The 26,424-nt window shown below is 41.9% G+C and carries 25 protein-coding genes; 13 read left to right on the top strand and 12 right to left on the bottom strand.

Features of this window, described 5'->3' with window-relative positions:
- Position 1: 1 nt before the first annotated feature.
- Both trhP and ACWQ4X_RS11390 read right to left on the bottom strand, forming a co-directional pair.
- Positions 2–1,396 carry a prephenate-dependent tRNA uridine(34) hydroxylase TrhP gene (gene trhP / locus ACWQ4X_RS11395; protein ID WP_457903719.1) on the bottom strand — a complete coding sequence of 465 codons (1,395 nt, stop codon included), beginning with the start codon at positions 1,394–1,396 and terminating at the stop codon, positions 2–4.
- An 80-nt stretch (positions 1,397–1,476) separates the two neighbouring features.
- Positions 1,477–1,881 carry a MerR family DNA-binding protein gene (locus ACWQ4X_RS11390; RefSeq protein ID WP_457903718.1) on the bottom strand — a complete coding sequence of 135 codons (405 nt, stop codon included), beginning with the start codon at positions 1,879–1,881 and terminating at the stop codon, positions 1,477–1,479.
- A 63-nt stretch (positions 1,882–1,944) separates the two neighbouring features.
- Here ACWQ4X_RS11390 and ACWQ4X_RS11385 point away from each other — a divergent pair, with 63 nt between their 5' ends.
- Complete coding sequence (locus ACWQ4X_RS11385) at positions 1,945–2,586, top strand: cation transporter (RefSeq protein ID WP_457903717.1); 642 nt, start codon at positions 1,945–1,947, stop codon at positions 2,584–2,586.
- A gap of 27 nt (positions 2,587–2,613) precedes the next feature.
- On the opposite strand, the gene ACWQ4X_RS11380 is transcribed toward ACWQ4X_RS11385, so the two are convergent.
- Complete coding sequence (locus ACWQ4X_RS11380; protein ID WP_457903716.1) at positions 2,614–3,402, bottom strand: DUF2071 domain-containing protein; 789 nt, start codon at positions 3,400–3,402, stop codon at positions 2,614–2,616.
- Between the two features lie 149 nt (positions 3,403–3,551).
- Positions 3,552–4,391 (bottom strand): hypothetical protein, encoded by an 840-nt coding sequence (locus ACWQ4X_RS11375; RefSeq protein WP_374529007.1) that lies wholly within the window; start codon positions 4,389–4,391, stop codon positions 3,552–3,554.
- Between the two features lie 260 nt (positions 4,392–4,651).
- On the opposite strand from ACWQ4X_RS11375, the gene ACWQ4X_RS11370 reads away from it, so the two are divergent.
- Positions 4,652–5,218, top strand: coding sequence for a TetR/AcrR family transcriptional regulator (locus ACWQ4X_RS11370; protein ID WP_457903715.1), 567 nt, complete (start codon positions 4,652–4,654; stop codon positions 5,216–5,218).
- Positions 5,219–5,671: 453 nt separating this feature from the next.
- Here ACWQ4X_RS11370 and ACWQ4X_RS11365 read toward each other — a convergent pair whose 3' ends face one another.
- Entirely contained in the window at positions 5,672–6,451 is a 780-nt protein-coding gene (locus tag ACWQ4X_RS11365; protein ID WP_100241604.1) for a ferredoxin--NADP reductase, read from the bottom strand.
- 105 nt (positions 6,452–6,556) lie between these two features.
- Between ACWQ4X_RS11365 and tsaA the strand changes: the two genes are divergently transcribed.
- Positions 6,557–7,285, top strand: a complete 729-nt coding sequence (gene tsaA, locus ACWQ4X_RS11360) for a tRNA (N6-threonylcarbamoyladenosine(37)-N6)-methyltransferase TrmO (RefSeq protein WP_457903714.1) — start codon at positions 6,557–6,559, stop codon at positions 7,283–7,285.
- Here the strand turns inward: tsaA and ACWQ4X_RS11355 are convergent.
- Both ACWQ4X_RS11355 and ACWQ4X_RS11350 read right to left on the bottom strand, forming a co-directional pair.
- Positions 7,271–8,203, bottom strand: a complete 933-nt coding sequence (locus ACWQ4X_RS11355; RefSeq protein WP_457903713.1) for a sensor domain-containing diguanylate cyclase — start codon at positions 8,201–8,203, stop codon at positions 7,271–7,273. The two genes, tsaA and ACWQ4X_RS11355, sit on opposite strands and share 15 nt — an antisense overlap.
- Positions 8,204–8,456: 253 nt before the next feature.
- Positions 8,457–9,716, bottom strand: a complete 1,260-nt coding sequence (locus ACWQ4X_RS11350) for an MgtC/SapB family protein (protein WP_457903712.1) — start codon at positions 9,714–9,716, stop codon at positions 8,457–8,459.
- A gap of 251 nt (positions 9,717–9,967) precedes the next feature.
- Here ACWQ4X_RS11350 and ACWQ4X_RS11345 point away from each other — a divergent pair, with 251 nt between their 5' ends.
- The 4 genes from ACWQ4X_RS11345 (at position 9,968) to ACWQ4X_RS11330 (ending at position 14,381) form a co-directional block, all read left to right on the top strand.
- Positions 9,968–11,725, top strand: a complete 1,758-nt coding sequence (locus ACWQ4X_RS11345; protein ID WP_142769101.1) for a GspE/PulE family protein — start codon at positions 9,968–9,970, stop codon at positions 11,723–11,725.
- Between the two features lie 190 nt (positions 11,726–11,915).
- The gene (locus ACWQ4X_RS11340) at positions 11,916–12,278 is read left to right on the top strand and encodes a NirD/YgiW/YdeI family stress tolerance protein (RefSeq protein ID WP_457903711.1); all 363 of its coding nucleotides are present in this window, start codon (positions 11,916–11,918) and stop codon (positions 12,276–12,278) included.
- Positions 12,279–12,377: 99 nt separating this feature from the next.
- A complete protein-coding gene (locus ACWQ4X_RS11335) occupies positions 12,378–13,043 on the top strand; it encodes a response regulator transcription factor (RefSeq protein WP_142769099.1) in 666 nt (221 codons plus the stop codon).
- Positions 13,044–14,381, top strand: a complete 1,338-nt coding sequence (locus tag ACWQ4X_RS11330) for a sensor histidine kinase (protein WP_457903710.1) — start codon at positions 13,044–13,046, stop codon at positions 14,379–14,381.
- Between the two features lie 111 nt (positions 14,382–14,492).
- Here the strand turns inward: ACWQ4X_RS11330 and hemP are convergent, their stop codons facing one another.
- Positions 14,493–14,663 (bottom strand): hemin uptake protein HemP, encoded by a 171-nt coding sequence (gene hemP, locus ACWQ4X_RS11325; protein ID WP_100241596.1) that lies wholly within the window; start codon positions 14,661–14,663, stop codon positions 14,493–14,495.
- Between the two features lie 140 nt (positions 14,664–14,803).
- Here hemP and ACWQ4X_RS11320 point away from each other — a divergent pair, with 140 nt between their 5' ends.
- On the top strand, positions 14,804–15,703 hold the full coding sequence (locus ACWQ4X_RS11320; RefSeq protein ID WP_457903709.1) for a thiamine phosphate synthase: 900 nt from the start codon (positions 14,804–14,806) through the stop codon (positions 15,701–15,703).
- A gap of 39 nt (positions 15,704–15,742) precedes the next feature.
- Here the strand turns inward: ACWQ4X_RS11320 and ACWQ4X_RS11315 are convergent, their stop codons facing one another.
- Both ACWQ4X_RS11315 and mrcB read right to left on the bottom strand, forming a co-directional pair.
- On the bottom strand, positions 15,743–16,291 hold the full coding sequence (locus tag ACWQ4X_RS11315) for a tetratricopeptide repeat protein (protein ID WP_457903708.1): 549 nt from the start codon (positions 16,289–16,291) through the stop codon (positions 15,743–15,745).
- Positions 16,292–16,307: 16 nt separating this feature from the next.
- Positions 16,308–18,707 (bottom strand): penicillin-binding protein 1B, encoded by a 2,400-nt coding sequence (gene mrcB / locus ACWQ4X_RS11310; RefSeq protein ID WP_457903707.1) that lies wholly within the window; start codon positions 18,705–18,707, stop codon positions 16,308–16,310.
- A 189-nt stretch (positions 18,708–18,896) separates the two neighbouring features.
- Between mrcB and ACWQ4X_RS11305 the strand changes: the two genes are divergently transcribed.
- The gene (locus tag ACWQ4X_RS11305; RefSeq protein ID WP_100241592.1) at positions 18,897–19,802 is read left to right on the top strand and encodes an NAD(+) kinase; all 906 of its coding nucleotides are present in this window, start codon (positions 18,897–18,899) and stop codon (positions 19,800–19,802) included.
- A gap of 2 nt (positions 19,803–19,804) precedes the next feature.
- Positions 19,805–20,077 carry a YeaC family protein gene (locus ACWQ4X_RS11300; protein WP_457903706.1) on the top strand — a complete coding sequence of 91 codons (273 nt, stop codon included), beginning with the start codon at positions 19,805–19,807 and terminating at the stop codon, positions 20,075–20,077.
- Between the two features lie 100 nt (positions 20,078–20,177).
- On the opposite strand, the gene ACWQ4X_RS11295 is transcribed toward ACWQ4X_RS11300, so the two are convergent.
- Positions 20,178–21,173 (bottom strand): glycosyl transferase family protein, encoded by a 996-nt coding sequence (locus ACWQ4X_RS11295; protein ID WP_457903705.1) that lies wholly within the window; start codon positions 21,171–21,173, stop codon positions 20,178–20,180.
- Positions 21,174–21,619: 446 nt separating this feature from the next.
- Between ACWQ4X_RS11295 and ACWQ4X_RS11290 the strand changes: the two genes are divergently transcribed.
- Together ACWQ4X_RS11290 and ACWQ4X_RS11285 are read left to right on the top strand one after the other, a co-directional pair.
- Complete coding sequence (locus tag ACWQ4X_RS11290; protein ID WP_100241589.1) at positions 21,620–22,966, top strand: dicarboxylate/amino acid:cation symporter; 1,347 nt, start codon at positions 21,620–21,622, stop codon at positions 22,964–22,966.
- A gap of 156 nt (positions 22,967–23,122) precedes the next feature.
- Entirely contained in the window at positions 23,123–24,265 is a 1,143-nt protein-coding gene (locus ACWQ4X_RS11285; RefSeq protein WP_457903704.1) for an acyl-CoA dehydrogenase family protein, read from the top strand.
- A 46-nt stretch (positions 24,266–24,311) separates the two neighbouring features.
- On the opposite strand, the gene ACWQ4X_RS11280 is transcribed toward ACWQ4X_RS11285, so the two are convergent.
- Positions 24,312–24,830: a type 1 glutamine amidotransferase domain-containing protein gene (locus tag ACWQ4X_RS11280; protein WP_142769091.1), complete on the bottom strand. Its 519-nt coding sequence runs from the start codon at positions 24,828–24,830 to the stop codon at positions 24,312–24,314.
- A gap of 441 nt (positions 24,831–25,271) precedes the next feature.
- On the opposite strand from ACWQ4X_RS11280, the gene pheA reads away from it, so the two are divergent.
- Positions 25,272–26,381 (top strand): prephenate dehydratase, encoded by a 1,110-nt coding sequence (gene pheA / locus ACWQ4X_RS11275; protein ID WP_100241586.1) that lies wholly within the window; start codon positions 25,272–25,274, stop codon positions 26,379–26,381.
- Positions 26,382–26,424: the final 43 nt, after the last annotated feature.

The raw sequence follows: 26,424 nt of genomic DNA, 5'->3' as shown, positions 1-26,424 counted from the left end.
CTTAACCAGCCACATACGCCAGTGAAGACGCTGAAATATCGATTTCTGAATTAGGCAGATTACGAATTAGCAGGGCATATTGCATATCGACATCGGCAGGCACAGGAATATCGACAATATGACCTGAGCCTTTGGCATCAGGAATGGAATTGCCTTTTTTATCCAAGATTTCGCTCAGGACAAACTGAATATTACCTTGTGGGGTCATCAACTCGAGAGTATCACCCACCACAAAACGGTTTTTCACATCAATTTTAATGTAGTCACCCTGACGCTCTAATACTTCACCGCAGAACTGCTGATGATCAAAACGTGAAGAACCTGTTTCATAATTTTGGTATTCGCTATGCACATGGCGACGTAAAAAACCTTCGGTATAACCGCGGTTTGCCAAGCCTTCTAGCTGTAACATCAATGAAGGATCGAAAGGTTTACCTGCTAGCGCATCATCAAAGGCTTTACGATAAATTTGTGCGGTACGGGCACAGTAGAAATAAGATTTGGTGCGACCTTCAATTTTGAGTGAGTGAATCCCCATTTGGGTCAAACGCTCAACATGCTGAACGGCACGCAAGTCTTTAGAATTCATGAAATACGTGCCATGTTCATCTTCTTCGGCAGCAAACATGTCTTCTTCATTGCGTTGTAGCAGGACTGGTTCAGCGCATTGGTTTTGAGCAATAGCATGTTGTTCATCTACATCACTATTACAGCACTGGGTTTCTTGTACTTGATGAACGGGAATGACATCACCCGTTTCATTTTCTTGCGCTTGATGCAGTTTGTAATCCCAACGGCAGGCATTGGTGCAAGCACCTTGGTTGGCGTCACGTTTATTCATATAGCCTGAAAGCAAGCAGCGTCCAGAGTAGGCCATGCACAATGCACCGTGTACAAAAACTTCAATTTCCATGTCAGGCACATGGTTTTTAATTTCTTCAATTTCTTCGAGTGAGAGTTCACGCGACAAAATCACGCGGGTCAGCCCCATGTTTTTCCAGAACTTTACGGTTGCCCAGTTCACGGCATTGGCTTGTACCGAAAGATGCACAGGCATGTCTGGGAATTGCTCACGCACCATCATAATTAAGCCAGGATCCGACATAATCAAGGCATCTGGTTGCATGGCAATCACAGGGGATAAATCACGAAGGAAGTTTTTGAGCTTAGTGTTGTGTGGTTGAATATTCACCACCACATAGAATTTTTTGCCTAAAGCATGTGCTTCCTGAATGCCAATGGCGAGATTGTCATGGTCAAATTCATTATTCCGTACCCGCAAGCTATAGCGCGGTTGTCCTGCATAGACTGCATCGGCACCGTAGGCAAATGCATAGCGCATGTTTTTGAGAGAACCAGCAGGAGAGAGAAGTTCGGTAACGTGTTGAATGCTCATGACAGAATAAAGGCATACAGAAAATATGGCTTTATTGTATGGATATAAAAAAAGGATTCAACCTAGTAAATTGGTCGGTTTTATTCTGATAATCCTAGATTTTTTAAGATTTGGCAGTGATCAATGGTGGTATTGCTGGAACAGGATTGACGTAGTTCCTGTAACTGGCTTTGAAATGAGATCAATTCGGCAATGTGTTTTTCAACTTGCTGGATGTGTTGTTCGATCATTTGATCGACAATCTGGCAGCCTTGCTGCGGTTGTTTAATCAATTCAATCAGTTGCTGAATTTCAGCCAGTGACATATCTAAAGCACGGCATTGCTTAATGAATTGCAGGCGTTTTAAGGTTGCTTCATCATAATATTTATAGTTATTTTCAGCGCGATAGCTTGGCGTAATCAGCTGCCTTTTTTCGTAAAAACGTACCGTATCTACAGGCAACTGAGTTTTTTTTGCGAGTTGATGGATTAAATAATGCTGCATGGCTTGACCTTAGAGCGAGTCCATAGTTTTTAATAAGCATAATACAGAATGAGGAGTATGGAAATGGCGTGTAGCTGTAGTCATGAACCCGCACCAATTAAACCGAATAGTAAGTTTAGAACAGCTTTGTGGATTGCACTGATTATTAATTTGACCATGTTCGTGGTTGAACTGATTGGTGGTGCTTATGCGCATTCATCTGCGTTGTGGGCAGATTCATTGGATTTCTTTGGGGATGCAGTCAACTATGCCATTTCCTTGGCGGTCTTGGGAGCGAGTTTATATTGGCGTGCCACCGTCGCATTGCTAAAAGGCATCACCATGGCAAGCTTTGGGTTGGTGGTGATTGCCAAAACAGGGTATAGCTACTTGCAGGGGATACCGCCTGAAGCGATTACCATGGGTACGATTGGGGTCTTGGCATTAATCGCGAATGTCATAGCAGCCGTGATTTTATATGCCTTTAGAGATGGGGATGCCAATATGCAATCGGTGTGGCTGTGTAGCCGTAATGATGCGATTGGTAATATTGCTGTGATAATTGCTGCGATTGGGGTCTTTGGTACAGGCAGCTTACTGCCAGATTTATTCGTGGCATTGATTATGTCTGTACTTGGTTTAACAGGCGGCTATCGAGTCATTAAACAGGCATTGGCTGAGCGAAACAGCACTAAAACCATAGATAAAATGGAAGAATGCCAATAAAGACAAGAGAGCAAAATGCTCTCTTTTTTACCGAATGACTTGTGGTGGAAGATAGATCGTAAATTCATTCATGGGCTCAACCAGTACACTATACGGGTTCAACTGATCTTTGAAGGAAACTAAATTCAGTCGATCCAGCAAGTCAAATTTGGCGTGTAGTAGTTGTGCTGGTTTGAGCTGTAATTGGTCATGCCAAACTCGATAGGTGCCCAGTTGCCCATCTCGACGGTGATAAAAGCCTGCCAAAGGATGTGTTAAAAACACTAAATAACTTTCTAAATCTGGGAAGCCTGTATATTGCCATGCATCCTGCTTGGATTGGCGAAGCTCTAACTCCGCATTTGCCCATGCCGATTGGGTTTGCATCTTATAGCGTTGATAGTAACCTTCAGCATCTTGCTGGCAATCAAAATTGAACACAGCAGCATGCCAAGGCAATTGCCACAGTAATCTCGGCACAATTAACGTCCATGAATCCAAGGTTGTGCCTAAAAACCAAACGCAACGTTCCTGTGTCTGCTGATCAATGACATAGACACGATAATTGGTTTGTCCCATGGTGAACTTGGGAAAAGGGTAGACTGCAGAAGTAAAATCCACATCAATAAAAGGCACTACAGACATCAGCGCCTGTTCTTTACCTTGATATTGAATCGTGTCTAATTTAAATCTTGGCGGAATAATCTGTGCAAAGCGTTCAGGGTCAAGTGTATAAGTAATTAACGCGAAATGTTGTAATTTACATTGCACATCAATGCCTGTTGGTTGTGGGCGTGGATGTAAAAAATCTTCAAATTTTAATTGTGGGAAAGTCATTGAGTCTTGGGCTAAGTTTTTAATTCTGAATCTTATAGTACGTAAAGCCACAGAATTCGTATAGAACAGAATTGTGAAAAGAAATGAATCACTTATAAGGCGAGGCGAGAAATAGCGCTTATGCTCTATTCAAAAATATTGGCTTGAGATTAAGCGTTTAAAGTATTCATTTTTTGCCAGAATTGCATCCAAAGATCGAGGTATTCTTGCACCAGTGCTTGATAGTCTTTTCTATGCTGAGTTTGATAGCTTTGCGTTAATAGAGCCCAGATATCATCTTCATGATTGTCGTCATTGGCTAGTTTGTCGGAGTGATCGACGATGCCGTGGCAAGCATAATAGCCTTCGCTAAAACGTGGATCGTATTTTTCCAAATTAATACGCAGCGCTTCGCTATAGTGAATTACTTGTAATTCTGCACACGCCAAAATTAACAGTAAATTATCGTATGAGTCTAAATGTGACTGAATAAATTGATTGAGGGCATACGCCTCAGGGCATACCGCTTGTTCATTTAACGGATCAATCTCTAATGCTTGCAGTAAATCCATAAAATACACGAGGTGTGATTTGCTGGGTGAACTTAAGGCTAACTCAAAAGTATTAAAACCCAATTCATCAATCAAATTCAGCGAGAGTAAGTAGCGCGCATGTGCTTTGGCATGGACGCGTTGATGTTGATGAATATTGGGATGTTGTTCCAGTTGATGCGTTTGATAAATCAGCATGCTCAAAGCATCGGTAAAGACTTTCACAATGGCAGCAAAATAGTTGATATGAATCAGCTTGAGCTGTTCGAGTGACAGTGCTTGTTGGTGTAAACGTTCCATTATAGGAAGCTGGAACAGTGCATGCTGAATACTTTGTTGTTTGAGTGCACTCACTTGCTCGACATGCTGCACCCATGATGCGTGTTCAACAGATTGTCGGATAAAATTTAAAGCTTCCAACCGTGCATTTTCAGATTGGGTAAAAGCAAGTGTACTCATGAGAGAGAGTTCAGATTTTAATAAATTTAATCATATTAAAAAAAAATTAAATACGCTATAAAGATTTATGAGTACAGCTTCACTAATATCATTTTTTTATTATATAATAGGTACATACGAAACATTGTGTATGAGTTTAATCATCGGATTCAAATAATGATATAATATTACTCAACAGTTTCATTTTTTAAAAAAGATGCCCCTTTTTTACTCCATTTTGACCCACTTCTGCTTAAAGATAAGTTTGGTAGGTAAATAGCATGTCCAAAAAAGACGACATTATTAGTACTGCGCTTCATCTTTTTAATTCTTATAGCTATAACTCGATTGGAATCGATCGAATTATTAGTGAGTCGGGTGTCGCTAAAATGACATTCTACAAATATTTTCCGTCCAAGGCGAAACTCATTGAAGAGTGCTTACACCGTAGAAATATGAACTTACAAGAATCTTTAGATGCAGCAATAGCTCAGTGTCCAGCTGAGGAATATTTAGACCATATAAAAACTATTTTTTACTGGTATCACGCTTGGTTCCAAATGGACGACTTCAATGGATGTATGTTCCAGAAAGCCGTTGAGGAAGTGTCAAAGGTTTATCCTTCGACCATGCAGCCAGCGATGGAATATAAAGAATGGTTAACTGAACGTATGCGTTTTGCGTTAGAAAAGTTGGGAGTGTCTCAGCCATTGCAATTAGCCACAATGTTAGCCAGCATTTTAGATGGCATGACCATTCAGGCGCAGATGGACAAGGGCATGGTCAAAATTGATGAATACTGGAAGCGTGTGTACAAACTGATCCAGTTAGAGTTAATGGGCGATTAATATTTGCCATGCGGTTTAGGTTGTATCAATTGAATCGCATGACAAATAAAAAAGCGTGAATACCAATAATGGTATTCACGCCTCGCTGATAGTTCCCTGATATTAATATTTTAGCCGGCCCCGAGCAGAAGCTGTCTAAAATATTAATGTTTTAGAGGAGCTTAAACTCCTTCTTGTGTCATTTATTATAATTATTATAAAGTACCCTCTGGATTGATTATAAATAACATCAGCTCAATAAAGACGGACTTTAAAACTAGACAGACCTGTCTGTTTGTGAGATCGATTATAGGTTTTTTTGTTGTTTGGTACAACTCTTTTAAGTCGCTTTGTCGTATTTTCTGACAAATCCTTGCTCTTTAGGTTAAAAAATAAGCAAATTAAGGGAAAATTAAATAGTTGAAATATAAAAAAAACCGAGGGAATCCCTCGGTTTTAATCTACTTTTGCAAATTACTTCTCAACAAAAGCACGTTCAATCACGTAATCGCCGAGCTCACCCATACGTGGTGATTCTTTTAAGCCATGCTGGTCAAGTAGAGCAGCAACATCTTTCAAGAATGCAGGGCTACCGCAAAGCATTGCACGGTCATTTTCAGGGTTGAAACGTGGCAAGCCGATTTTTTCGAAGATCTCACCAGACTCAATTGCTGTCGTAACACGACCTTGGTTTGGATATTCTTCACGCGTTACAGTTGGGTAGTACACCAACTTGTCTTTAATCCCTAATTCTTCGAAGAATTCATTGTTTGGAAGTTCATCTAAAATGAGGTCTTGGTAAGCCAATTCAGAGATGAAACGTGTACCATGCACAACGATTACTTTTTCAAAGCGTTCATACGTTTCTGGATCACGAATGGTTGCCAAGAATGGAGCAAGACCAGTACCAGAAGAAAGTAGGTATAGGTTTTTACCTGGGTTCAAGTCATCAAGTACTAAAGTACCTGTAGGTTTTTTAGAAACAAGAAGTTCATCACCCACTTTTACTTTTTGTAAGATAGAAGTTAAAGGACCATCTGGCACCTTAATTGAGAAAAACTCGAGTTCTTCTTCGTAATTTGCACTGGCAATAGAATAAGCACGCATGAGTGGCTTACCATTGACTTCAAGACCAATCATCACAAATTGACCATTTTTAAAACGTAATGCGGTATCACGCGTCGTCTTAAAACTGAACAGTGTGTCATTCCAGTGGTGTACGTGAGTAATCTTTTCGACGTTAAAAGCAGCCATGAAAGGTCTCAATAAATTATCAAATTAGAACAGCTTGCTATTCTAATCTAAAATCATTCTCGATAAACTGAATATATTTAATTGAACTTATCAGAAAAAGTGATTATGTCTGAAATTCAGCTGCCAATTATTGGAATTATGCACTCGCCGTATCAGGAAAAATTTGGAATTCCTCGACAACCCAATCTGGTTCAGGTGCAGTCCTATATAGAAATGCAGCCCCCATACAATGATTTAGCTGCATTTGAGGGGATTGAGGAATTCAGTCATCTCTGGTTGGTGTGGCAATTTCATGACAATAAAAATCAGCAGAAAAAAGATCAGTTTCGTGCCCAAGTTCGTCCACCGCGTTTAGGCGGAAATAAAAAAATAGGGGTGTTTGCGACACGCAGTATGTATCGTCCTGCACCGATTGGTCTGTCGGTGGTGCAACTCAAAGCGGTAAAAAAAGAGGGCAAGTCGGTACGGGTATATGTCACTGGCAGTGATTTGCTCAATGGCACACCAATTTTGGATATTAAGCCCTATATTCAGTATTCAGATGCCGTTACAGATGCAGAAAGTGGTTATGCACAGCAAGAACCGCAGCGGATGACGGTACAGTGGTCAGAACAGGCAATGGTAGACCAGCAACAGTTGTTCGCAAAGCAGCAAACGACTTTGCAGAGTATTCAAGAACTGGAGCAGGTGCTGTCACTGGACCCGCGTCCTGCATATCAGGAAGACAGTGAACGTATTTATAAAATGAAATTTGCAAGTTTAGATGTCAGTTTTGTGATTCATGCTCAGACGCTAGAAGTGATTGCCTTAGAGCCGATCCTAAATACGCTGTAATTTGTCTTGGTACATATTCTTGTCGGCTTGCAAACATGCTGCAACAATGCCATCGCTAGGATCACGCAAGGCAAAACCAATTGCGGCACTAATTTGCTTGGCGTTTAAATTTTCTATGATGCGGGCGAGGTGAGCTTCGGATGCTTCGAGGTCATTTTCAACCGTTAAAATGGCAAACTCGTCACCGCCAAGGCGAGCAATAATGTCGGTATTGCGGCAGCTTTCTGTCAATGTCGTAGCGGTCTGTCGAATCAATTGATCACCCGCAGCATGACCATGTACATCATTCATGAATTTTAAATCGTTGAGATCGAGCATAAATACGCTGGCATGATGCCCATACAACTGACAGCGTTCTTCTTCGGCCAGTACAAACTGATCCCACGCGCGGCGGTTATATAGCCCTGTTAAGGGGTCACGAAGCGCTTCGGCTTGTAAACGCTCATTTTTACGGGTTTGTTCAATTTCGCGTAGTTCAGTCTGTAAAATTTGACTGAGTAAATCGCCCAACAGTTCAATGAGGTTTTGTTCGTCTTTTAAGCTTTCTGATTTAGGTTCGGGATTTATGGCACAGAGTGTGCCAAATAAACTGCCATCTTCTTTGGTCAGTGCTTGACCAATATAAGCTTTAATTTGAAGTTGTTGTGCAATTGGGGCTTGGCAATAAGCAGGGATGTCTTCAGAAATAGGCGCAATTTTAGGTCCATTGCCCAGTACCATCTGTGAGCAAAATGAATCTGTCCAGTGAAAGACTTGACCTGCATGGACGTCATAACCATGGCTTTCTGTTTGCAAGATAATCCAGTCTTCACCCTCAACACGGGTAATCATCCATAAATCAAAACCAAAGCGCTGATGTAAAAATTTTAAGACCGCTTGTCCTGCATCATGAAAACTTTTGAAACCCATGTCGGTCATTGCACGAACCTTTGACTACAGAAATTGAGGATGGAATTAGGTTGTTATTCTAAATGATTCTTAATTATTAATTGGTGATAGAACTGAATAACTCACAAATAATTTTGTATCTAATGTGATTTAAATCATATTTATAAGAATTAATGCAGCTTAGTTGATTATGGTGTCATTTTGATGAAATAAAGCAGCTTGCTGATGCTCTACATGAGAACAAATTTTTAAAAAGGATGTCTTGTTAAGGTTTTATTCAGTGCTAACGGATGAGCCACCATAATGAAGCGACAAACACCAGCATATGTAAAATTTGCGCAGGAGCAAACGCGAATGCATATTTGCTGCCCCCTGTGAGAGCGGCATTGACCGATTTGGCAATCGCATGTGCAGCCATCCCTAAAATTAGGGCATAGACAAGGGTTGAATTGTCAGGTCCACCTTGCACCACGATGGCTGCCATAGCGGCATGCAGTTCAAATAATGAAGCCAGTAATGTGCCAATAATCAAGCCTGCATCGCCCAAGACCAAGCCTAAACCATAAACAGCCGCCTGAATAATGGTTAGGGTGGCAGCAATAATTGCGGCTTCTTTTAAGCTAAACATACGTCCATCAGGATGCTCAGTTGGTGCTGAGGGTTTGGTCTTTCGCATTAACCAAAGTGCCCAGAGCACTAAAATGGTCATGGCTGCAAATGCAGGGAAAATAATCAGTTTTAACCAGGTTAAACTGATGCCTGCGACAATCAATAAAAGTTGTAACAGGGTTGCTACGCAAGACAATAAGGCCGCACCTGCATTGGGAACAGCTTCAGCACGTCCTGCACGAACTTCCATGCCCAAGCTGGCAATGGTGGCTGTACTTGATACAAAGCCTGACGCCAGTGCTGACAGAATCAGGGCATTTTGAGAGGACAGTAGTCGTTTTGCGATATGTGCAAGTGCTTGTACGGCAAGGATTAAAGCCAGCAGTTTAAGAATGACATGCGGATTAAGAACGGTTCCCCACAGTGGAATATTTGGAGTGAGGGGTAAGGCTATTAAAATAAGCGCGAGCAAGAACAAGCCATCTCGAAATTCACGTTCCGTGATCCATTGACTGGCAAAACCATGAATGGGATGTTTCAACATTAAAATGATGGTTAAGATCACGGATAGACCTGCGGCAAATGCTGCATGCCACAAACACAATGCGCCAATGAAATAGGTCATCACAAATGCCAGTTCGGTGGTTATACCTAAATCATCAACTTGGTTTCTAATTGAAAACACGGTAATTGCGCCAATAATCAGAGCACCGACAATGCCCAGCGCAGTGCCAAAAGCAAAACACAACGCACCCATCAAGGCACAAATGACAAACGAACGTACTCCTGCAAAGCTACGCGGATTTTCACGTTGTTTGCTGCGTTCACGCTCTAATCCAATCAGCAAGCCGCAACCTAAAGCTGCTCCCATAATGGTCAGCAGTTCCTGAAAGGAAGCTTGAAGGATGGTCAGATCAAAAAGTGAATTTGGCATACTGTATAAAAACCTTTTAAAGCCCGTGTGGTTTTATTGAATATGTGGATTATTTTTTATGATGCGTATATTGAATATATTTTCTACTTTATACCACATTTCATGTAAAAACACTGTGATCACAAAAGTTCATGCTGAGATTTAAATATAAGGATATTAGGGTGTTAATCCATGTTTAAACGACGAAAAGCCAATAAACAATGGGCAAATAAAGTCTGTTATAGTGTCGCTAGACATTGAGGCTTAGAACAATGAATTTTAATTTTGAAATTGATACCACATGGTGTTTAGACCAATTATTTAAAGATGGACGCATTGATGAACGCGAGAAATTATTGGTTCAAACCACTCATCGCCAAAGAGAGCAACTGAAATGGCATCCTCTACAGTGGATTGCAAATTTTAATTTAAAAGATCAGCTCTATCCTCAAGCAACCTTGTCTCTCAATCGATTAATGCAATGGCTTGCAGATAAATCGACATTGCCTTTATATGTGATTGACCCGCTTAAAGCTGATGTTGCCGCTTTAACCAATGTCATGTCTCAAGAATTTGCGGTGCGTAACCGAATTCTTGCAGTCGAAGTGAAACCTGATGAAGTTTTAATTGCCACCGATCAACCTTACAAAACCGAATGGGTAAGCAATTTAGAACGCAGTCTACTGCCTAAAAAAATTCAACGGGTATTGCTGAGTCCTGATCAATTACAGCGGTATTTGCTTGAGTACTATCAGGTTAGTCGTGCCGTTTCAAACTCGCTGAAGTCGAGCGCATATGACCGTGAAAATAAAGGGGTAGAAGCCTTATTGCAATTGGGGGATACCCAAAACCCCGATGCCAATGATCAGCATATTGTGAAACTGGTGGACTGGATTTTACAGTTCGCCTTTGAGCAAGGTGCCAGTGACATTCATATGGAACCACGTAAAGATACAGGCAAGGTACGCTTTCGTATCGATGGTGTGCTGCATACCATTTATAACATGCCTGCCAATACGCTCACTGCGGTTATTTCACGAATCAAAATTTTGGGGCGTATGAATGTCGCTGAAAAACGTAAGCCACAAGATGGTCGTTTAAAAACCCGCACACCGAAAGGTCAGGAAACAGAATTGCGTTTATCCACCTTGCCGACGGCTTTTGGTGAAAAACTGGTGATGCGTATTTTTGACCCAGAGGTATTGGTTCGCAGTTTCGAACAACTGGGTTTTGAAGGCAATTTATTCAATGAGTGGCAAAACCTGACCGCACATAGTCACGGTATTATTCTGGTTACAGGACCAACAGGTTCAGGTAAAACCACAACCTTATATTCTTCCATGAAACAATTGGCAACCGACCAAGTCAATGTTTGTACCATTGAAGACCCGATTGAAATGCTCGAACCGAGCTTTAACCAAATGCAGGTGAATACTGCCATTGATTTGGGTTTCGCTGATGGGGTGCGTGCCTTAATGCGTCAAGACCCTGACATTATTATGGTCGGGGAAATCCGTGACCACGATACGGCAAACATGGCAATTCAGGCTGCGCTGACGGGTCACTTGGTGCTCTCGACATTGCATACCAATGATGCACCTTCGAGTTTAACCCGTTTGCATGATCTTGGCGTGCAACCGTTTTTAACGGCAGCGACTATTCTGGGGGTACTGGCACAGCGTTTGGTACGTAAACTTTGTCCGCATTGTAAGCAAGAAAGCCAGATTAATGAAAATGAGTGGGAACACCTTACATTTGACTACATTATGGAGATGCCTGAAAAAGTGTATAGCGCTGTCGGCTGTGAAGCCTGTCGTCATACAGGTTATAAAGGGCGTGTCGGAATCTACGAATTCATGCCACTCAGCTTAAGCACCAAGCAATTGATTGGCGCCAATGCCAATCTGACTGAATTACGCCAGCAGGCGAAAAAAGAGGGTATTGAACCTTTAAGAATTGCAGGCGCACGTAAGGTGATTGCAGGCATGACCACACTTGAAGAAGTACTAAGAGTGGTTCCTTTAAATTAATTCCAGCTTCAACGACAAGTATCAACGTGATGCATTCAGTGGGATGCATCAGCCAAGTTAGCCAATAAACTTGATCTTCATCAGGACTTTAAATTTTCTGAATTGGACGCATCTTATCATAAGATTCAACTCATGTAGTTCTGTTTTAATCACTTTAAGTAAATCAAGACTTGAATATGAGGGCGAAGTAATGAAACAACTTGCGAAAACAACAGCCATGACATTGCTACTCGGTAGCTTGAGTAGTTTTGCGATTGCCAATACCGCTGTGAATCAGCAAGCCATTGCACCTACCCAGACCACAGTCAAGCATGCACTGAGTTTAAAAGATGATACACCCGTGCAATTGAAAGGTTTTGTGGTCAAAGCACTGGGGGATGAGAAATATCAGTTCCAAGATGCGACTGGATCAATCACTGTTGATATTGATGATGAACTCTGGCGTGGTCAACCAATCTCTGCCAAAACACCTGTCACTATCACGGGTGAGGTCGATATCGATTATCGTCCAGCAAAGCGGGTTGAAATTGATGTGGACAGCGTCAAGTTTTAAGTGATTCGTGAATTTCTAAAAGCCACATACATCATGTGGCTTTTGTATTTGGAACCAGATCAAGGCATGTCGAATACGCCTATACGATGAGAATAGCTGATGCGAATATTATTAGCCGAAGATGATGCTTCTCAAGCTGAGAGTATAAAGGCTTGGTTAGAAATGGATGGGTATAGTGTCGATTGGGTTGATCGTGGTGATTATGCGATCCATGCCGTGGCGCAGCATCACTATGATTGTATTTTGCTGGATCGTGGTTTACCGCAAGCCACTGGCGATGACATCTTAAAATCGATCAGAACAAATCAGCAGGGTGTGCCTGTCATTTTTATTACCGCACGCGACAGTATTCATGACCGTGTTGAAGGGCTGGATTTAGGCGCCAATGATTATTTGGTTAAACCTTTTAGTCTGGAAGAGTTGTCTGCACGGGTGCGGGCGCAATTGCGCTTACAGCAACAGGTGTCGATAGGACCGTATTTAACTTTTGCCAATTTGCAGCTCGACCCGCAAGCCAAAGTGGTGCATCAAGATGGACAACTCATCCATCTGACTGCCAAAGAATTCCAGATTTTATTTAAATTAATGCAAAAGCCTGAACATATTGTGACACGCGAGCAGTTGGAAGAATCTCTTTATGCATGGGGCGAGGAAATTGAAAGTAATGCCATCGAGGTGTTTATTTATCAACTGCGTAAGAAGATTGGGGCTCAATATATTAAAACCGTTCGGGGGCTGGGCTACCGAATGAATCAGGAGCCGTAAATGTCGAGCAAGGCGATTTCACTCCAACAGAAGTTAGTGAAAACTTCGGTACTCAGTTCAGTGGCAGCAGGTTTAATTGCTTTTATTTTACTGGTCGGCATTGCCCTGTATCAAAGCATGAATTTGCAAGATGAGCTGATGGATGAAATTGCCGATGCATTACTGATCGGAGATCAGCAAGCCTCAAATCAGTCGCAAATTACGCAATTGAGTGAAGAGTTTGATCTGCAATATCAGTTGCTGCATCAACAGCAACTACTGGCACAGTCGGAAAACTTTGACCTAGCACCTGTGGTTGATGTGACACAGCAACAGCATGATCATTTTGATTATGTCTGGTATCAGCAGCAGTTTTGGCGCAGTTACCAGACCTCAAATTCAGAAACAGGAATGCAGGTGGTGATCTATCAACCGCTGAAAGTTCGCTTTGAAGAGGTGCTGAGCAGTTTTCTGATTTATGCAGTGTTGTTAATTGCGCTGTGGTTGTTGCAGTGGCTGTTTGCTTATTTTGCCATTGGGCGTCAGTTTAAAGTCATGCAGATTTTGTCACAGAAAATATCCAATAAAAGTGCGCAAGATTTAAGCCCGATTCAGAGCAATCAGCCTGAGATTAAAGAGTTACAGCCGATTGTTTCGCAGCTGAATCAATTATTAAATCGTTTACAACAGTCATTGCTGGCAGAACAGCGTTTTACCGCAGACGCTTCTCATGAATTACGTTCACCACTGTCGGCAATTCAATTGCGCTTGCAGGTGTTACAACGAAAATATCAAGATCAGCCACAATTTACCCAAGAATTACAATTGATTCAGCAAGATGTGAGTCGTGGTACGCAAGTGCTGGAGAATTTACTATTACTGGCCCGACTGGACCCAACGGAAACCGCAGAGTTACCGAAATCCCGACTGGATTTAAGCGAATTGGTGATGCAGGTATGGCAGAGTTTGGAAATCTTCAGGCAGCAAAAGCAGGTTATGCTTCAGACTCAATTGGAATCAGCACAGATTGAGGTCAATCCTGAACTGATGGCAACCTGTTTACGTAATCTGTTGGACAATGCAATTCGTTATAGCCCATCATATGGAACGGTATATTTAACTGTTGGAATAAGACAACAGCAGATCTATCTGTGCATAGAAAATCAAGGGCAGGGATTGGATCAAGCATTAATCTCGCGTCTAGGCGAGCGTTTTTATCGGGCTTTGGGCAGTCAAACCACGGGTTCGGGACTAGGCTTATCCATTTGTAAAAAGATTGTGCAATTACATCAGGCAGACATGCAGTTTTTAGCTTCTAGTTATGGTGGTTTAAAAGTCGAACTTTATTTTGGGAAATAGCGATATTCGCTCACTCAAGTATCTTCATTTTATTTCTGCTTCAGTTAAAAAAGCAGTACGCGCTGACATACTGCTAGTTCCCACGTTTGTTATTATCGCTTGGTTTTATTTTTATTTCGTGAGAATAAGGCGATTATTCCGAGTTAAACGCAGACGGTATTCTTCACCTGCATGCATGATGCGAATTTCGCGTCCAAGGGCAAAAAGATTATTCGAATGTAGCATTGGCAGTGCATGTGCTGATTCAGTATTACGGGTAAAAAGGCTAAAAGGTGCGTTCATTTTTGTTGGCTCCGTGGTGTATTCTTGAGTGATTTAAATGATAATCATTATCGAATGGATCTGTCAACGGGAATTTTTGCAATTTATAAAAAAACTAAATTTACTTACACTGATACCACTTTAAAGTGATGGAACTCTCTATGTCCAAGCCGAACATTCATGTCGCAATTGCCTTATTACTGCATCAAAATAAAGTCTTGGTGGGATGGCGTGGTGCCGAACAACATCAGGGCAATAAACACGAGTTTCCAGGCGGCAAGGTTGAAGAAAATGAAACGCCTTTAGAGGCTTGCCGCCGTGAGGTTTTTGAAGAAGTTGGCGTTGGACTTAAAGACTGGCATGCCTTTGATGTGATTTGTCATGAATATGATGATGTGGTGGTCAATCTGCATTTATTTCATTCGGTTGTACCCGCAGAGTTATTAAATGAAATCCAGCAACCGTGGACATGGTACAGCAGAGCAGAATTGCTGAATCTGAACTTTCCCAAAGCTAATTATAGTATTTTGCAACGTCTGTATTGGCCGACTCAAATTAAAATTTCTGAGCATTTGGCTGATCTTGAGCAACTTAAACCGCAACAGTTATTGTATTGGAGAGTGGAGCATCAGGCGGCTGATGTAGAAACTTTGGAACAATTACCAACCGAGCTTGCTGCCAATTTAATTATCAACTTTAAAGCATGGCAACAACTGACTGTTCCAATGCAGAAGAAGGTGGCGGCTGTGCATTTAAAGCAGCAGCAGTTGATGGCATTCAAGCGAGGCGATTTGCCCGTAGGTGTGCGCGTTATCGCCGCGTGTCATGATTTGGTGGCCATGCAACATGCACAGGACATTGGTTGTGATGCGATGATATTAAGTCCTGTATTGGCAACTGCAACTCACCCAGACGTAGTTCCCCTAGGCTGGGCACGTTTTCAAGAATATGCACAGCAGGTCGAGATTCCCGTGTTTGCCTTAGGTGGCATGCAGGCAGCGTGTTTACACGAGGCACAATCACATCATGCTTATGGGATTGCAGGCATTCGATTTATTTAATGCAATGCAGTAAGCAGTCAAAGTTGGTGGGGCAGTGCATTAAAGTGACTTTAATGCCTGCTGTGCTTGTTGAACGGTTTTCGGGTTATTTTGCTTTTGACCAGCTTTGGCAATAGCGAGCCAGAGTTGCTTTTTCATGGCTGGGGTTTGCGCATAGCTTAAACCACGCCGTGCCAAGGCTTCTGCATTGGCAGGCTGATTTTTCTGATTGGCAACGAGAGCCAAAAACAAATAGGTTTCAGCCGCTTGAGGTGCGATACGTTGCGCACGTAACGCAGCGGCTTCAGCATCGTTCCAGCGTCCCTGTTGATACGCTGTTTGAGTTTGTTGCATCAGTTGTTTAAAGGCTGGAAGTGAACGTCCATCTTCAAATTTTTGCTGTGGTTTTTGCTCAGGCACAACCACTTGCAATTTCTGCCGCTTAATCTCGGCTTGTTCATACGGGGTAATCACCACACCAGAAGATTTTGAGGGTTCTGCTTTAGGCTTCTCTGTTGTTTCGGCAGGTTCAGCACTTTCAGGTTTTGGTAGGCTTTGACAGCCGACCAAAGCCAGAACAGCAGCAGAAAATAGAAAGGGTCTCAGCATAAGCAATCAATCGTCCTTAGTTGGCATAACTTCCGCTGGAAATGACACGCCCTGAATTTTGATCCAAGTCATTTTGCATGTCATTTTCACTTTCGCGAATATAGTTGTCCATACTATCGGGTTGAGCCGATGGGTTCTGATTCATTTCCGTATCAGGTGTGTAAACTGGTTCCACTTGGTAGTGAGGAAAGCCGCATGCTGTAGCACGACGTGGTACAGCACTCCTTAATAACGGTATATACAATGCACCTTCACAACCCTGAGCCGATAGGTTGCCTGAGCCACTATCGATCCATTGCCACTGCACATCGTCGGTTTGACGTAAATTGACAGGCTTTTGACGTAATTGGCTCATTACGTTGGTCCATACAGGCAATGCACCCGAAGAACCTGTGAGTCCTGTGACTTTGTTGTCATCCAGACCCAGCCAAACAACACTGAGATAATTACCTGAGTAACCAGCGAACCATGAGTCGCGGGTATCATTGGTGGTTCCTGATTTACCCGCAAGTTTGAGTGAACTTGGCAAGGTATTGTAAGCAGAACGCCCTGTACCTGAATTCATCACCTGTTGTAAACCATAATTCACAATATAGGCAGCAGCAGGGTCAATGGTTTGTTGAACGGTTAAACTATAACGTTCGAGCACACGACCATTTGAACCAACCACAGAACGGATCGACTTGATTGGGTATTTAAAACCACCTGTCGCAAAGTTACCGTAAATACTCATGACTTCCATTGGGGACATATCGACCGCGCCCAAGAAAATGGAAGGGTAGGTCGGAATGTTAGAAGTCACACCAAATTTTTTCAGATGGTTGCTAAAAGTCGAAACACCAAATTCTTGTCCTAGGCGCACCGCAGACAGGTTATAGGAGTTGGATAAAGCTTGTACCATTGGGACGACACCATGTTCGCCACCACTATAGTTTTTCGGTGTCCAAGATTTGCCATCACTAGGAATGCTGATGTAACTGTCTTGGATCGGGCTTGCCCAGTTATATCGTCCAGACTCAATCGCACTGAGATAAATAACTGGTTTCAGCAATGAACCAACTTGGCGTTTAGCATCAATCGCGCGGTTAAAGCCAGTAAAGTCTTGAGTTGAACCAACCGCCGCAACCAATTCACCATTTTCAGGATGCGAAACCAGTACAGCACCTTGTAAATCAGTTAAGCGCTTTGGATTATTCTTCGTTAAGCGCTCAACTGAACTCTTAAATGCAGTCTGAATATTGGTTTGCGCCACTGGATTAAGGGTGGTGAAGATTTTTAACCCTTGGTTGGTTAAATCAGATTCTTGATATTCTGTGCGTAATTGACGACGCACAATATCAAGGAAATCTGGGAAACGTGCAGGACCTAGAGTTGGTTTGGCTAACACATTCAGTGGTCGTGCAATTTCGCGTTCATATTGTTCCTGAGTTAAATAACCCATCACCAACATGTTGTTCAATACGATATCGCGACGCTTTTTTGCACCTTCAGGGTTGCGCCAAGGGTTGAATAAGGATGGACCTTGAACCAAGCCAACCAAATAGGCTTGTTGCGAAATATTCAATTCACGTAGTGGTAAGCCAAAATAGAACTGTGAAGCCAAACCATAGCCATTAATTGAATAGTTACCGTTTTGTCCTAAGTTCACTTCATTTAAATATGCTTCAAGAATTTCATCTTTGTCGTAATGAAGTTCGACCAATAATGCCATTAGGGCTTCATTGACTTTACGTTTTAGAGTGCGTTCTGGGCTTAAGTAGAAGTTTTTCACCAACTGTTGCGTTAAAGTTGAACCACCTTGACGCTTACCACCTGTGATATTACTGACCACTGCACGCGCAGTCCCTCGTACCGAAATACCATGATGCTTATAGAAGTTACGGTCTTCCGTAGCAATTAAGGCTTCAATCAATGGCTTTGGCACATTAGAAAGTTTAATCAGCACGCGGTCTTCATTGTGTTGCGGGTAAATCCCGCCAATCAATAAAGGTTCTAAACGTGCAATGCCCGTTGATGAAGGCTTGGTTGCACTCACTTCACTAATTTGGTCATTGGCAAAACTGACTTTTAAAACTTGTTCAGGTTCAGCACTATCACCGAAGTCGAAGCCACGGGTATGGACATATAAAGTATCGCCTGAGCTGACATAGCTGCCTGATTTTGCATAGCTATCCGCACTTTTATAACCCAAAAGCTTGAGTTCCTGATTAAAGTCTTTTTGACTCACAGGAGCATTGGTATAAATTTCTAGTGGGCGAGCAAAAACCTTCGCAGGAATATCCCAACGCTTACCTTCAAATTTTTCTCTCACGATATTGTCTAGTCGAATCAAGTAGAAACTAAATGCGAGAAAAGTACCAATGACCAATATGGAGAAAATAAGGGCGAATAATCCTATGCCACGTTCAAACTTCATAAAAGGTGATAAGATCCTGATAAATTTTGCTAATCATGCGAAGCTTTTTCTTAATTTGCAATAATAAATCTGTCACAGAAGCAAAAAGCCATACATTTGAATGGGCTAATCAGGTTATTTTTAAGGTTTTTTATTTCAATCGGGTTTAATGGTATGATAGGCCAGAATCCTAGCGGAGCGATCACATAGGTGCAACTTTCACACAAGTCATTTCGGAATATTGGATTAATTGGTCGACCAGACAAATCTTCAGTCGTTGAAACCTTAAGCCTCATTCACGATCATCTTATGAGCATAGGTTTACATCCTGTTTTTGATGCAGAAACAGCCGAGCTTGTTCCTTATAAAAATACACAGACTGTCAGCCGTGCATTATTGGGTGAGGTTGTGGATTTGGTTATTGTCGTTGGGGGGGATGGTTCGTTATTACATGCTGCTCGCTCATTAGTGAAATACAATACCCCCGTGATTGGCGTGAACCGTGGTCGTTTGGGCTTTTTAACAGACATTAAACCGACTGAAGTTATTTTTAAGCTCGATCAAGTTTTGCAGGGCGAGTTCCAGCAAGATCGTCGCTTCCTACTGGAAATGGAAGTGCGCTCTAAAGGCGAAACCATTCATGATGCCATTGCACTGAACGATGTGGTGCTGCATTCGGGTAAATCAGTACATATGATTGACTTCGAGTTGAATATCGACGGTCAATATGTCTATCGTCAACACAGTGATGGTCTGATTGTTTCGACGCCGACAGGTTCAACCGCTTATGCGCTATCGGGTGGCGGACCGATTGTTCATCCGAGTATGGATGCGATTGCCTTGGTTCCAATGCATCCACATACCTTGTCTTCGCGCCCAATTGTGGTCGGTGGACACAGTGAAATTAAGATTTTGATTCGTGAAAATCGCGTTTTGCCAATGGTCAGTGCCGATGGTCAACATAGTATTTCACTGAATGTGGGTGATAGTTTGCATATCCGCAAACATCCATTTAAATTAAACCTATTGCATCCACCTGGTTATGACTTCTATATGGCGTGCCGTACCAAACTGGGTTGGAACCAAGATTTTGATTCATTGCAACAACAGGATTAACTATGAATATTGAACAAATGCTGGCTGTACTCGATCCTGAAATTGTTGGTCGTTTAAAAACTGCAGTTGAAATTGGTAAATGGCCAAATGGTGTAGCATTGACCAAAGAACAGCGCGAAATCTGCATGCAGGCAGTGTATGCATGGGAAATGAAAAACCTACCTGAAACTGAGCGCAGTGGTTATATCGATCGCGGCACTAAAGAAGAAGGCGAAGAGTGTGATGATGATCATCACAAAAATGAACCAGAATTTAAACCAATCCGTTTCGTTTAAGAACACAAAGTATTCTTCTCGACGGGAAGGAAACAAAAGGACTCATAGGAGTCCTTTTTATTTGTTATCTCATTTTGTTATTGCAACGTTGAGATTGAAATTAAAAGCGATTCAGCCAGAGTTCTTTAGCCTTTCGCATTGCAGCAGGATAGCTATCACACACGCCCATGGTATATAGCGCAATGCCCATGGTTTCGACCACTGCAATTTCACCATATTCATGTGCCTGTTGACCTTCCCATACCGACTTAAATACAGCTAAATCGAGTTCTTCTTCCACAGGGCTGCGGTTGTCCGTGAGTTTCGGGAGTTCATGTTCATACAACTCCCCATTTTTGATGCCACAAATCAGGGTTTTGGCATCTGGATTGCGCTCAAATTCTCCACCTTCACCTTTAATCACGGCACTATTTAAGTAACCTAATTTAAAGGCAGCTTGTTGATGTGAACTGCGATAAGCAGGATGGAAAATGGCTTGTAAGGTGGCAGGGGCATTAAACGGATTAATCAGGCGAGCCAGTGTATGAATAGGTGAACGTAAGCCCATGACATTACGCAGCGAGATCAGTTCACTTAGTACAGGTGAAATCACCTCTAAGGGCATATAGGCGAACTGACATTGTTGTAGTTGTTGCTCGACATCAGCTTGGTTTTGACAGATTGGATAACCGAGATATTCCAAGACCTGTTCGGTGTAGACACGGTTTAGGGTATGTCCCGCTGCACCATGCATCACAATGCGATAGCCATGATGTGCCAAGGTCAGGGCAGCCAATAAAAACCACGGATAATGTTTCCGTTTACCCGCATAAGATGACCAATCTAGATCGACCTGAAGGGGGAGGAAATTGAGAGAGTCGCGTGTTGCTTGTACAAAACCAGCCAATTCATCGACGGATTCTTCTTTAACACGTAACAACATTAAGAAGGCGCCCAATTGCACATCTAGCACTTCATTATTCAAAATCATTTTAAAAGCCTGATAGGCTTCATCATAAGTGAGTGAACGCGCACCATTTTTTCCTTTGCCGACAATACGGACGAATTGAGCAAAGGGGTGCTCAAAATCTTTATATAAATTTCTTTTGGTGTTCATTCGATTTGGTCACTGTGTAATTTAGTGGATCTGGGGAGAAAGGTTTCATCTGATCATAGAAAGATTTCAGCAGAAAAGAAAGAAAAACAGAGTGGTGGGTGTAAGACTAATGTCTAATAATAAAGTGTTTATATTTTGATCTTTCGTGGGGTTCTTTGTAGTTTTATTGATTAAAAATTAGGTAAAATTAACAGTGATACGTCAGAATTAAGTTTTGCTTATCAGTTAAAACTCTCTATCATCTTGAAAAATAGAAGTTTTCAAGAGTCTCTCTGCGATGGAATCGTGGATATTATTATTTAGTTCAATTAGAAGGTATTAAGCCTAACTTAATACCTATGGCCTTTTGTAGTGATTATAAAAGGAATTTTTAAGGGCTGTGTATTCTTAGGAATAGACGAATATTGGATGTTTCTAGTTCTAGAAACATGTGTAGAAGTAACGCTATGGCTAAAAAACCCATCTATAAATCACTGTATTTTCAAGTGATTGTAGCTATCATTGCAGGTATTCTGGTAGGTCATTTCTCTCCAAGTGGAACCCAGATTGTAAATGGTGCTGAACAATATGTTCCTGGTTTAGGCGAACAGCTCAAACCTTTAGGTGATGCATTTATTCGTTTGATTAAAATGATCATCGCCCCAGTGATTTTCTGTACAGTTGTTAGCGGTATCGCTGGCATGGAAAGCATGAAATCTGTGGGTAAAACGGGTGGTATCGCTCTCCTTTATTTTGAAATCGTTTCTACGGTTGCCTTACTGATTGGTTTATTGGTAATTAACATTGCTAAACCAGGTGTAGGCATGAACATTGACCCTGCATCTTTAGATGTATCGGGTATTTCTAAATACGTAGAATCTGGTCAGTCACAAAGCACTGTCGATTTCTTAATGAATATCATCCCGCATACCGTGGTGGGTGCATTTGCTGAAGGCGAAATTCTTCAAGTCTTGCTATTCGCTATTTTGTTCGGTTTTGCCCTGCATAAATTAGGTGATTCTGGCAAGCCTGTACTGAAACTGATTGACCAAATTTCGCATGTATTCTTCAATATCGTAAATATGATCATGAAGCTTGCGCCAATTGGTGCATTCGGTGCGATGGCATTTACCATTGGTAAATATGGTATTGGTAGCTTAGCGCAATTATTCCAGTTGATTATCTGTTTCTATATCACCTGTTTGTTGTTCATCTTTATTGTATTGGGTTCAATCAGCCGTATCTGTGGTTTCAGTATCCTGAAAATGATTCGTATGATTCGCGAAGAATTATTAATCGTTTTAGGGACTTCTTCTTCAGAATCGGTATTGCCACGTATGTTGAAGAAACTTGAAATTGCAGGTTGTGAAAAATCTGTGGTGGGTCTGGTTATTCCTACAGGTTATTCATTTAACTTAGATGGTACTTCTATTTACCTGACGATGGCTGCGGTCTTTATTGCTCAAGCAACCAATACTCAATTAGATATCTCACACCAAATCACATTGTTGTTGGTGTTGTTAATTTCTTCTAAGGGTGCTGCGGGTGTGACAGGTTCAGGCTTCATTGTAATGGCGGCGACATTGTCTGCTGTAGGTCATATTCCTGTTGCTGGTTTAGCACTGATTTTAGGTATTGACCGTTTCATGTCTGAAGCTCGTGCTTTGACTAACTTGGTGGGTAACTCATTGGCAACGATCGTGGTTGCAAAGTGGGTTGGTCAGCTCGACAAGGAAAAACTAGATTTTGCTTTGGCTAACCCTGAAGAGGTAGACAAGCAAATGATGGATGAAGGTAATCAAGCACACGCTTAATGCGATGTGATTGAAAAAAGGAAGCTTCGGTTTCCTTTTTTTTTATTGATTCGAATTGACCTGAAGTTGCCTTAAATAAGACACAAGCTGCACATGACAGAAGCAATGAAATTGCCTAGCATGTCTGCTGAAGATTAAAACAACTCAGGAAGAATAATGTTAGCTCATGATGCAGATTTGGAACTTTTCAAAGATAATTTTAAGCGTTTTATGCAAGAGCATATTGCCCCAGAGTACGAACAATGGGAACGCCAAGGGATTATGCCGCGCGCCGTATGGAATAAGTTGGGTGAAAATGGCTTTTTGTGTGTAGATGTGCCTGAGCAATATGGTGGCTATGGGGTTCCTACGCATTACTCGCTCATGTTGGTTGAAGAGTCTGCACGAGCTGGATATGGCGCACTTTCTACAGCCATCTCGTGCCATTCTGAAATTGCTGCGCCTTATATTCTACATATCGGTACTGAGGCTCAGAAGCAGTATTGGTTGCCGAAAATGGTCACAGGTGAAGTGGTTGGGGCAATCGGGATGACCGAGCCTGGTGCTGGTTCAGATTTGCAGGCAATACGTACAACTGCAATTTTGCAGGATGAACATTATCTTCTGAATGGATCAAAAACTTTTATTTCGAATGGGCAGCATGCTGATTTAGTGGTGCTCGCGGTGAAAACAGATCCACAAGCACGTGCCAAAGGGGTGTCGTTGCTTTTATTGAATACCCATTTAGATGGCTTTAAAAAGGGCACCAACTTAGACAAGATTGGTTTACATTCGCAAGATACCTCGGAACTTTTCTTTGATAATGTGAAAGTGCCCAAGGATCAATTGTTAGGGCAAGCTGGACAAGGCTTTCACTATTTAATGCAAGAGTTACCGCGTGAACGTACTGCAATTGCGGCAACAGCATTAGGTGCAATTCGTGGCGCGATTGATGTCACTACGCAATATGTCCAAGAACGTCAGGCTTTTGGGCAAAAGATTGGACAATTCCAAAATACCCGCTTTGTCTTGGCACAGGCAAAAATTGATGAACTCGCGACAGCTGCTTTTTATAACCAAAATGTTGAGTTATATATGCAGGGCAAACTGGATGTTGAAACATCAGCCGCACTGAAAAGCTTTTCGACCGATATGCAAATGAAAGTCGCGGATCAATTGCTACAATTGTTTGGGGGCTATGGCTACATGACGGAATATCCAATTTCCCGTTTCTTCCTCGATGCACGAATTCAACGAATTTATGGTGGTACAAATGAAATTATGAAAGAAATTGTCGCCCGTGGGTTACTGGGTCGCTAACTATAAAAGATAGCATTGTAAAAAGAGCCCTCAGGCTCTTTTTACTTTAAAGCTTGAGTACATTTAAGCTTTCACGTATGAAGTCAGGTAGGTCTTCAGGCGCGCGAGATGAAATATACAGGTTATTGTCATTCACTACCGCTTGATCATAAAACACAGCGCCTGCATTGAGTAAATCAATAATCACCGATTTCATGGTGGTCATGCGTCGTCCCTTGACCACGCCTGCATTAATTAACAATTGCGGACCATGACAAATACTCATAATGGGTTTTTGTGCATTGGCAAATCTGCGCACAAAGTCTACATAGCGTTCATCTGCTCTTAAGGTATCTGGCGAATAGCCACCTGGAATGAGCAGGGCATCAAATTCTTGCACACTGACATTGTCGATACTTTCATCAATCGTGACGGAATAGCGGCGTTTTTTTCCATAAACAATATTCCCTGCTTTGTTTTCTATATTGACCACACTATGACTTGCTGCTCGGAAGGCTTCCACAGGTTCGACATATTCCATGTCTTCGAAGTCATGCGTGACTAAAACTGCAATTCTTTTTGGCATTTTTATTCTCCGAATAGCATTTTTAAAATTAAAATAACAGACAAATTGTGAAATACGTCATATTAAATTGTGGTTAAATTGTGATCGAAAAGTAATATGCCTTGATCATGTCATATTGTTAATGAAACTTTCTAGTCTTATGTTTTAAATAAATAATAAAGATAACGTGATTCATCAAATTTCAATGTTGTATTGTATTTGTCATTACATTTTTATGAGACAATTTTAACCCTTAGCGGCTGTGTTATTTACATGGCCCAATCCTCTAAATCTTGAAGTTGAGGTTTATATCGATTCTATAATCCAAAACTTTAGTTCGATTTTGGCAAATATTAGGGGCTAGTGGCTTGAAATCAGGATGAATCCAGATTTTATTGCATACCATTTAATTGAACTCTTGATATACTGTCGGCATTCACGTTTTTGCAGGGCGAAATAACAATGATCAACGACGATCAAAACACTACGACTTCTCTAGACTTGACCAAGATTCGCGAAGATATTGATTCTGTCGATCAGCAGATTCAACAACTGATTAACCGTCGCGCGCGCTTGGCAGAAGCAGTAGCAAAAGCAAAATTTGCTTCTGAAGAGAATCCAATGTTTTACCGTCCTGAACGTGAAGCGCAAGTCTTACGTAATGTGATGGAGCGTAATGAAGGTCCATTGTCAGATGTGACGATGGCGCGTTTATTCCGTGAAATTATGTCGGCTTGTCTCGCACTAGAAGCGCCACAAAGTATTGCGTTCTTAGGTCCAGTCGGAACTTTTACCCATTCAGCTGTATTGAAGCATTTTGGTCAGGATGCAGTGGTACGTCCTTTACCAACTATTGATGAAGTGTTCCGTGAAGTTGAAGCGGGCAGTGCACATTATGGTTTAGTGCCTGTCGAAAACTCATCTGAAGGGGTTGTGAACCATACTTTAGATTGTTTTAAATCATCGACCTTGAATGTAATTGGTGAGGTGGAACTGCGTATCCATCATCAATTCTTGATTTCTGAAAATACCCGTAAAGACAGTATTAAGCAGATTTATGCACACCAACAAACCTTGGCGCAGTGCCGTAAATGGTTAGATGCACATTATCCAGGAGTGGAACGTGTGGCATTAAACTCGAATGCTGAAGCGGCACGTCGTATTCGTAATGAGTGGCATTCGGCTGCCATTGCATCGGATGTGGCTGCAAGCATTTATGAATTAGAAATTCTGCACAGCAATATTGAAGATAATCCAGAAAACACCACACGTTTCTTGGTGATTGGTCGTGAGAAGGTTCCACAAAGTGGCAATGATAAAACCTCTTTGTTGATTTCGGCGCATGACCGTGCGGGTGCTTTACTTGAAATCTTGGCGCCTTTTGCGAAACATCAAATTAGTTTGACCAGTATTGAAACGCGTCCTGCGCTTCCAGAAAAATGGGCGTATGTGTTCTTTATTGACCTTGAAGGGCATATTGAGCAAGACAATGTGAAAGCGGCGATTGAAGAAATTCGTCCTTTAGTCAAAGAAGTGCGTGTATTGGGCTCTTATCCAATCGCTGTGTTATAAAAGACATTTGCCATCGCAAGGTGGCTCTGTTGTCTCGCTGCAT

It is taken from the genome of Acinetobacter sp. NigerLNRRAM0016 (assembly GCF_054112845.1).
This window is presented reverse-complemented; position numbering and strand designations above follow the sequence as displayed.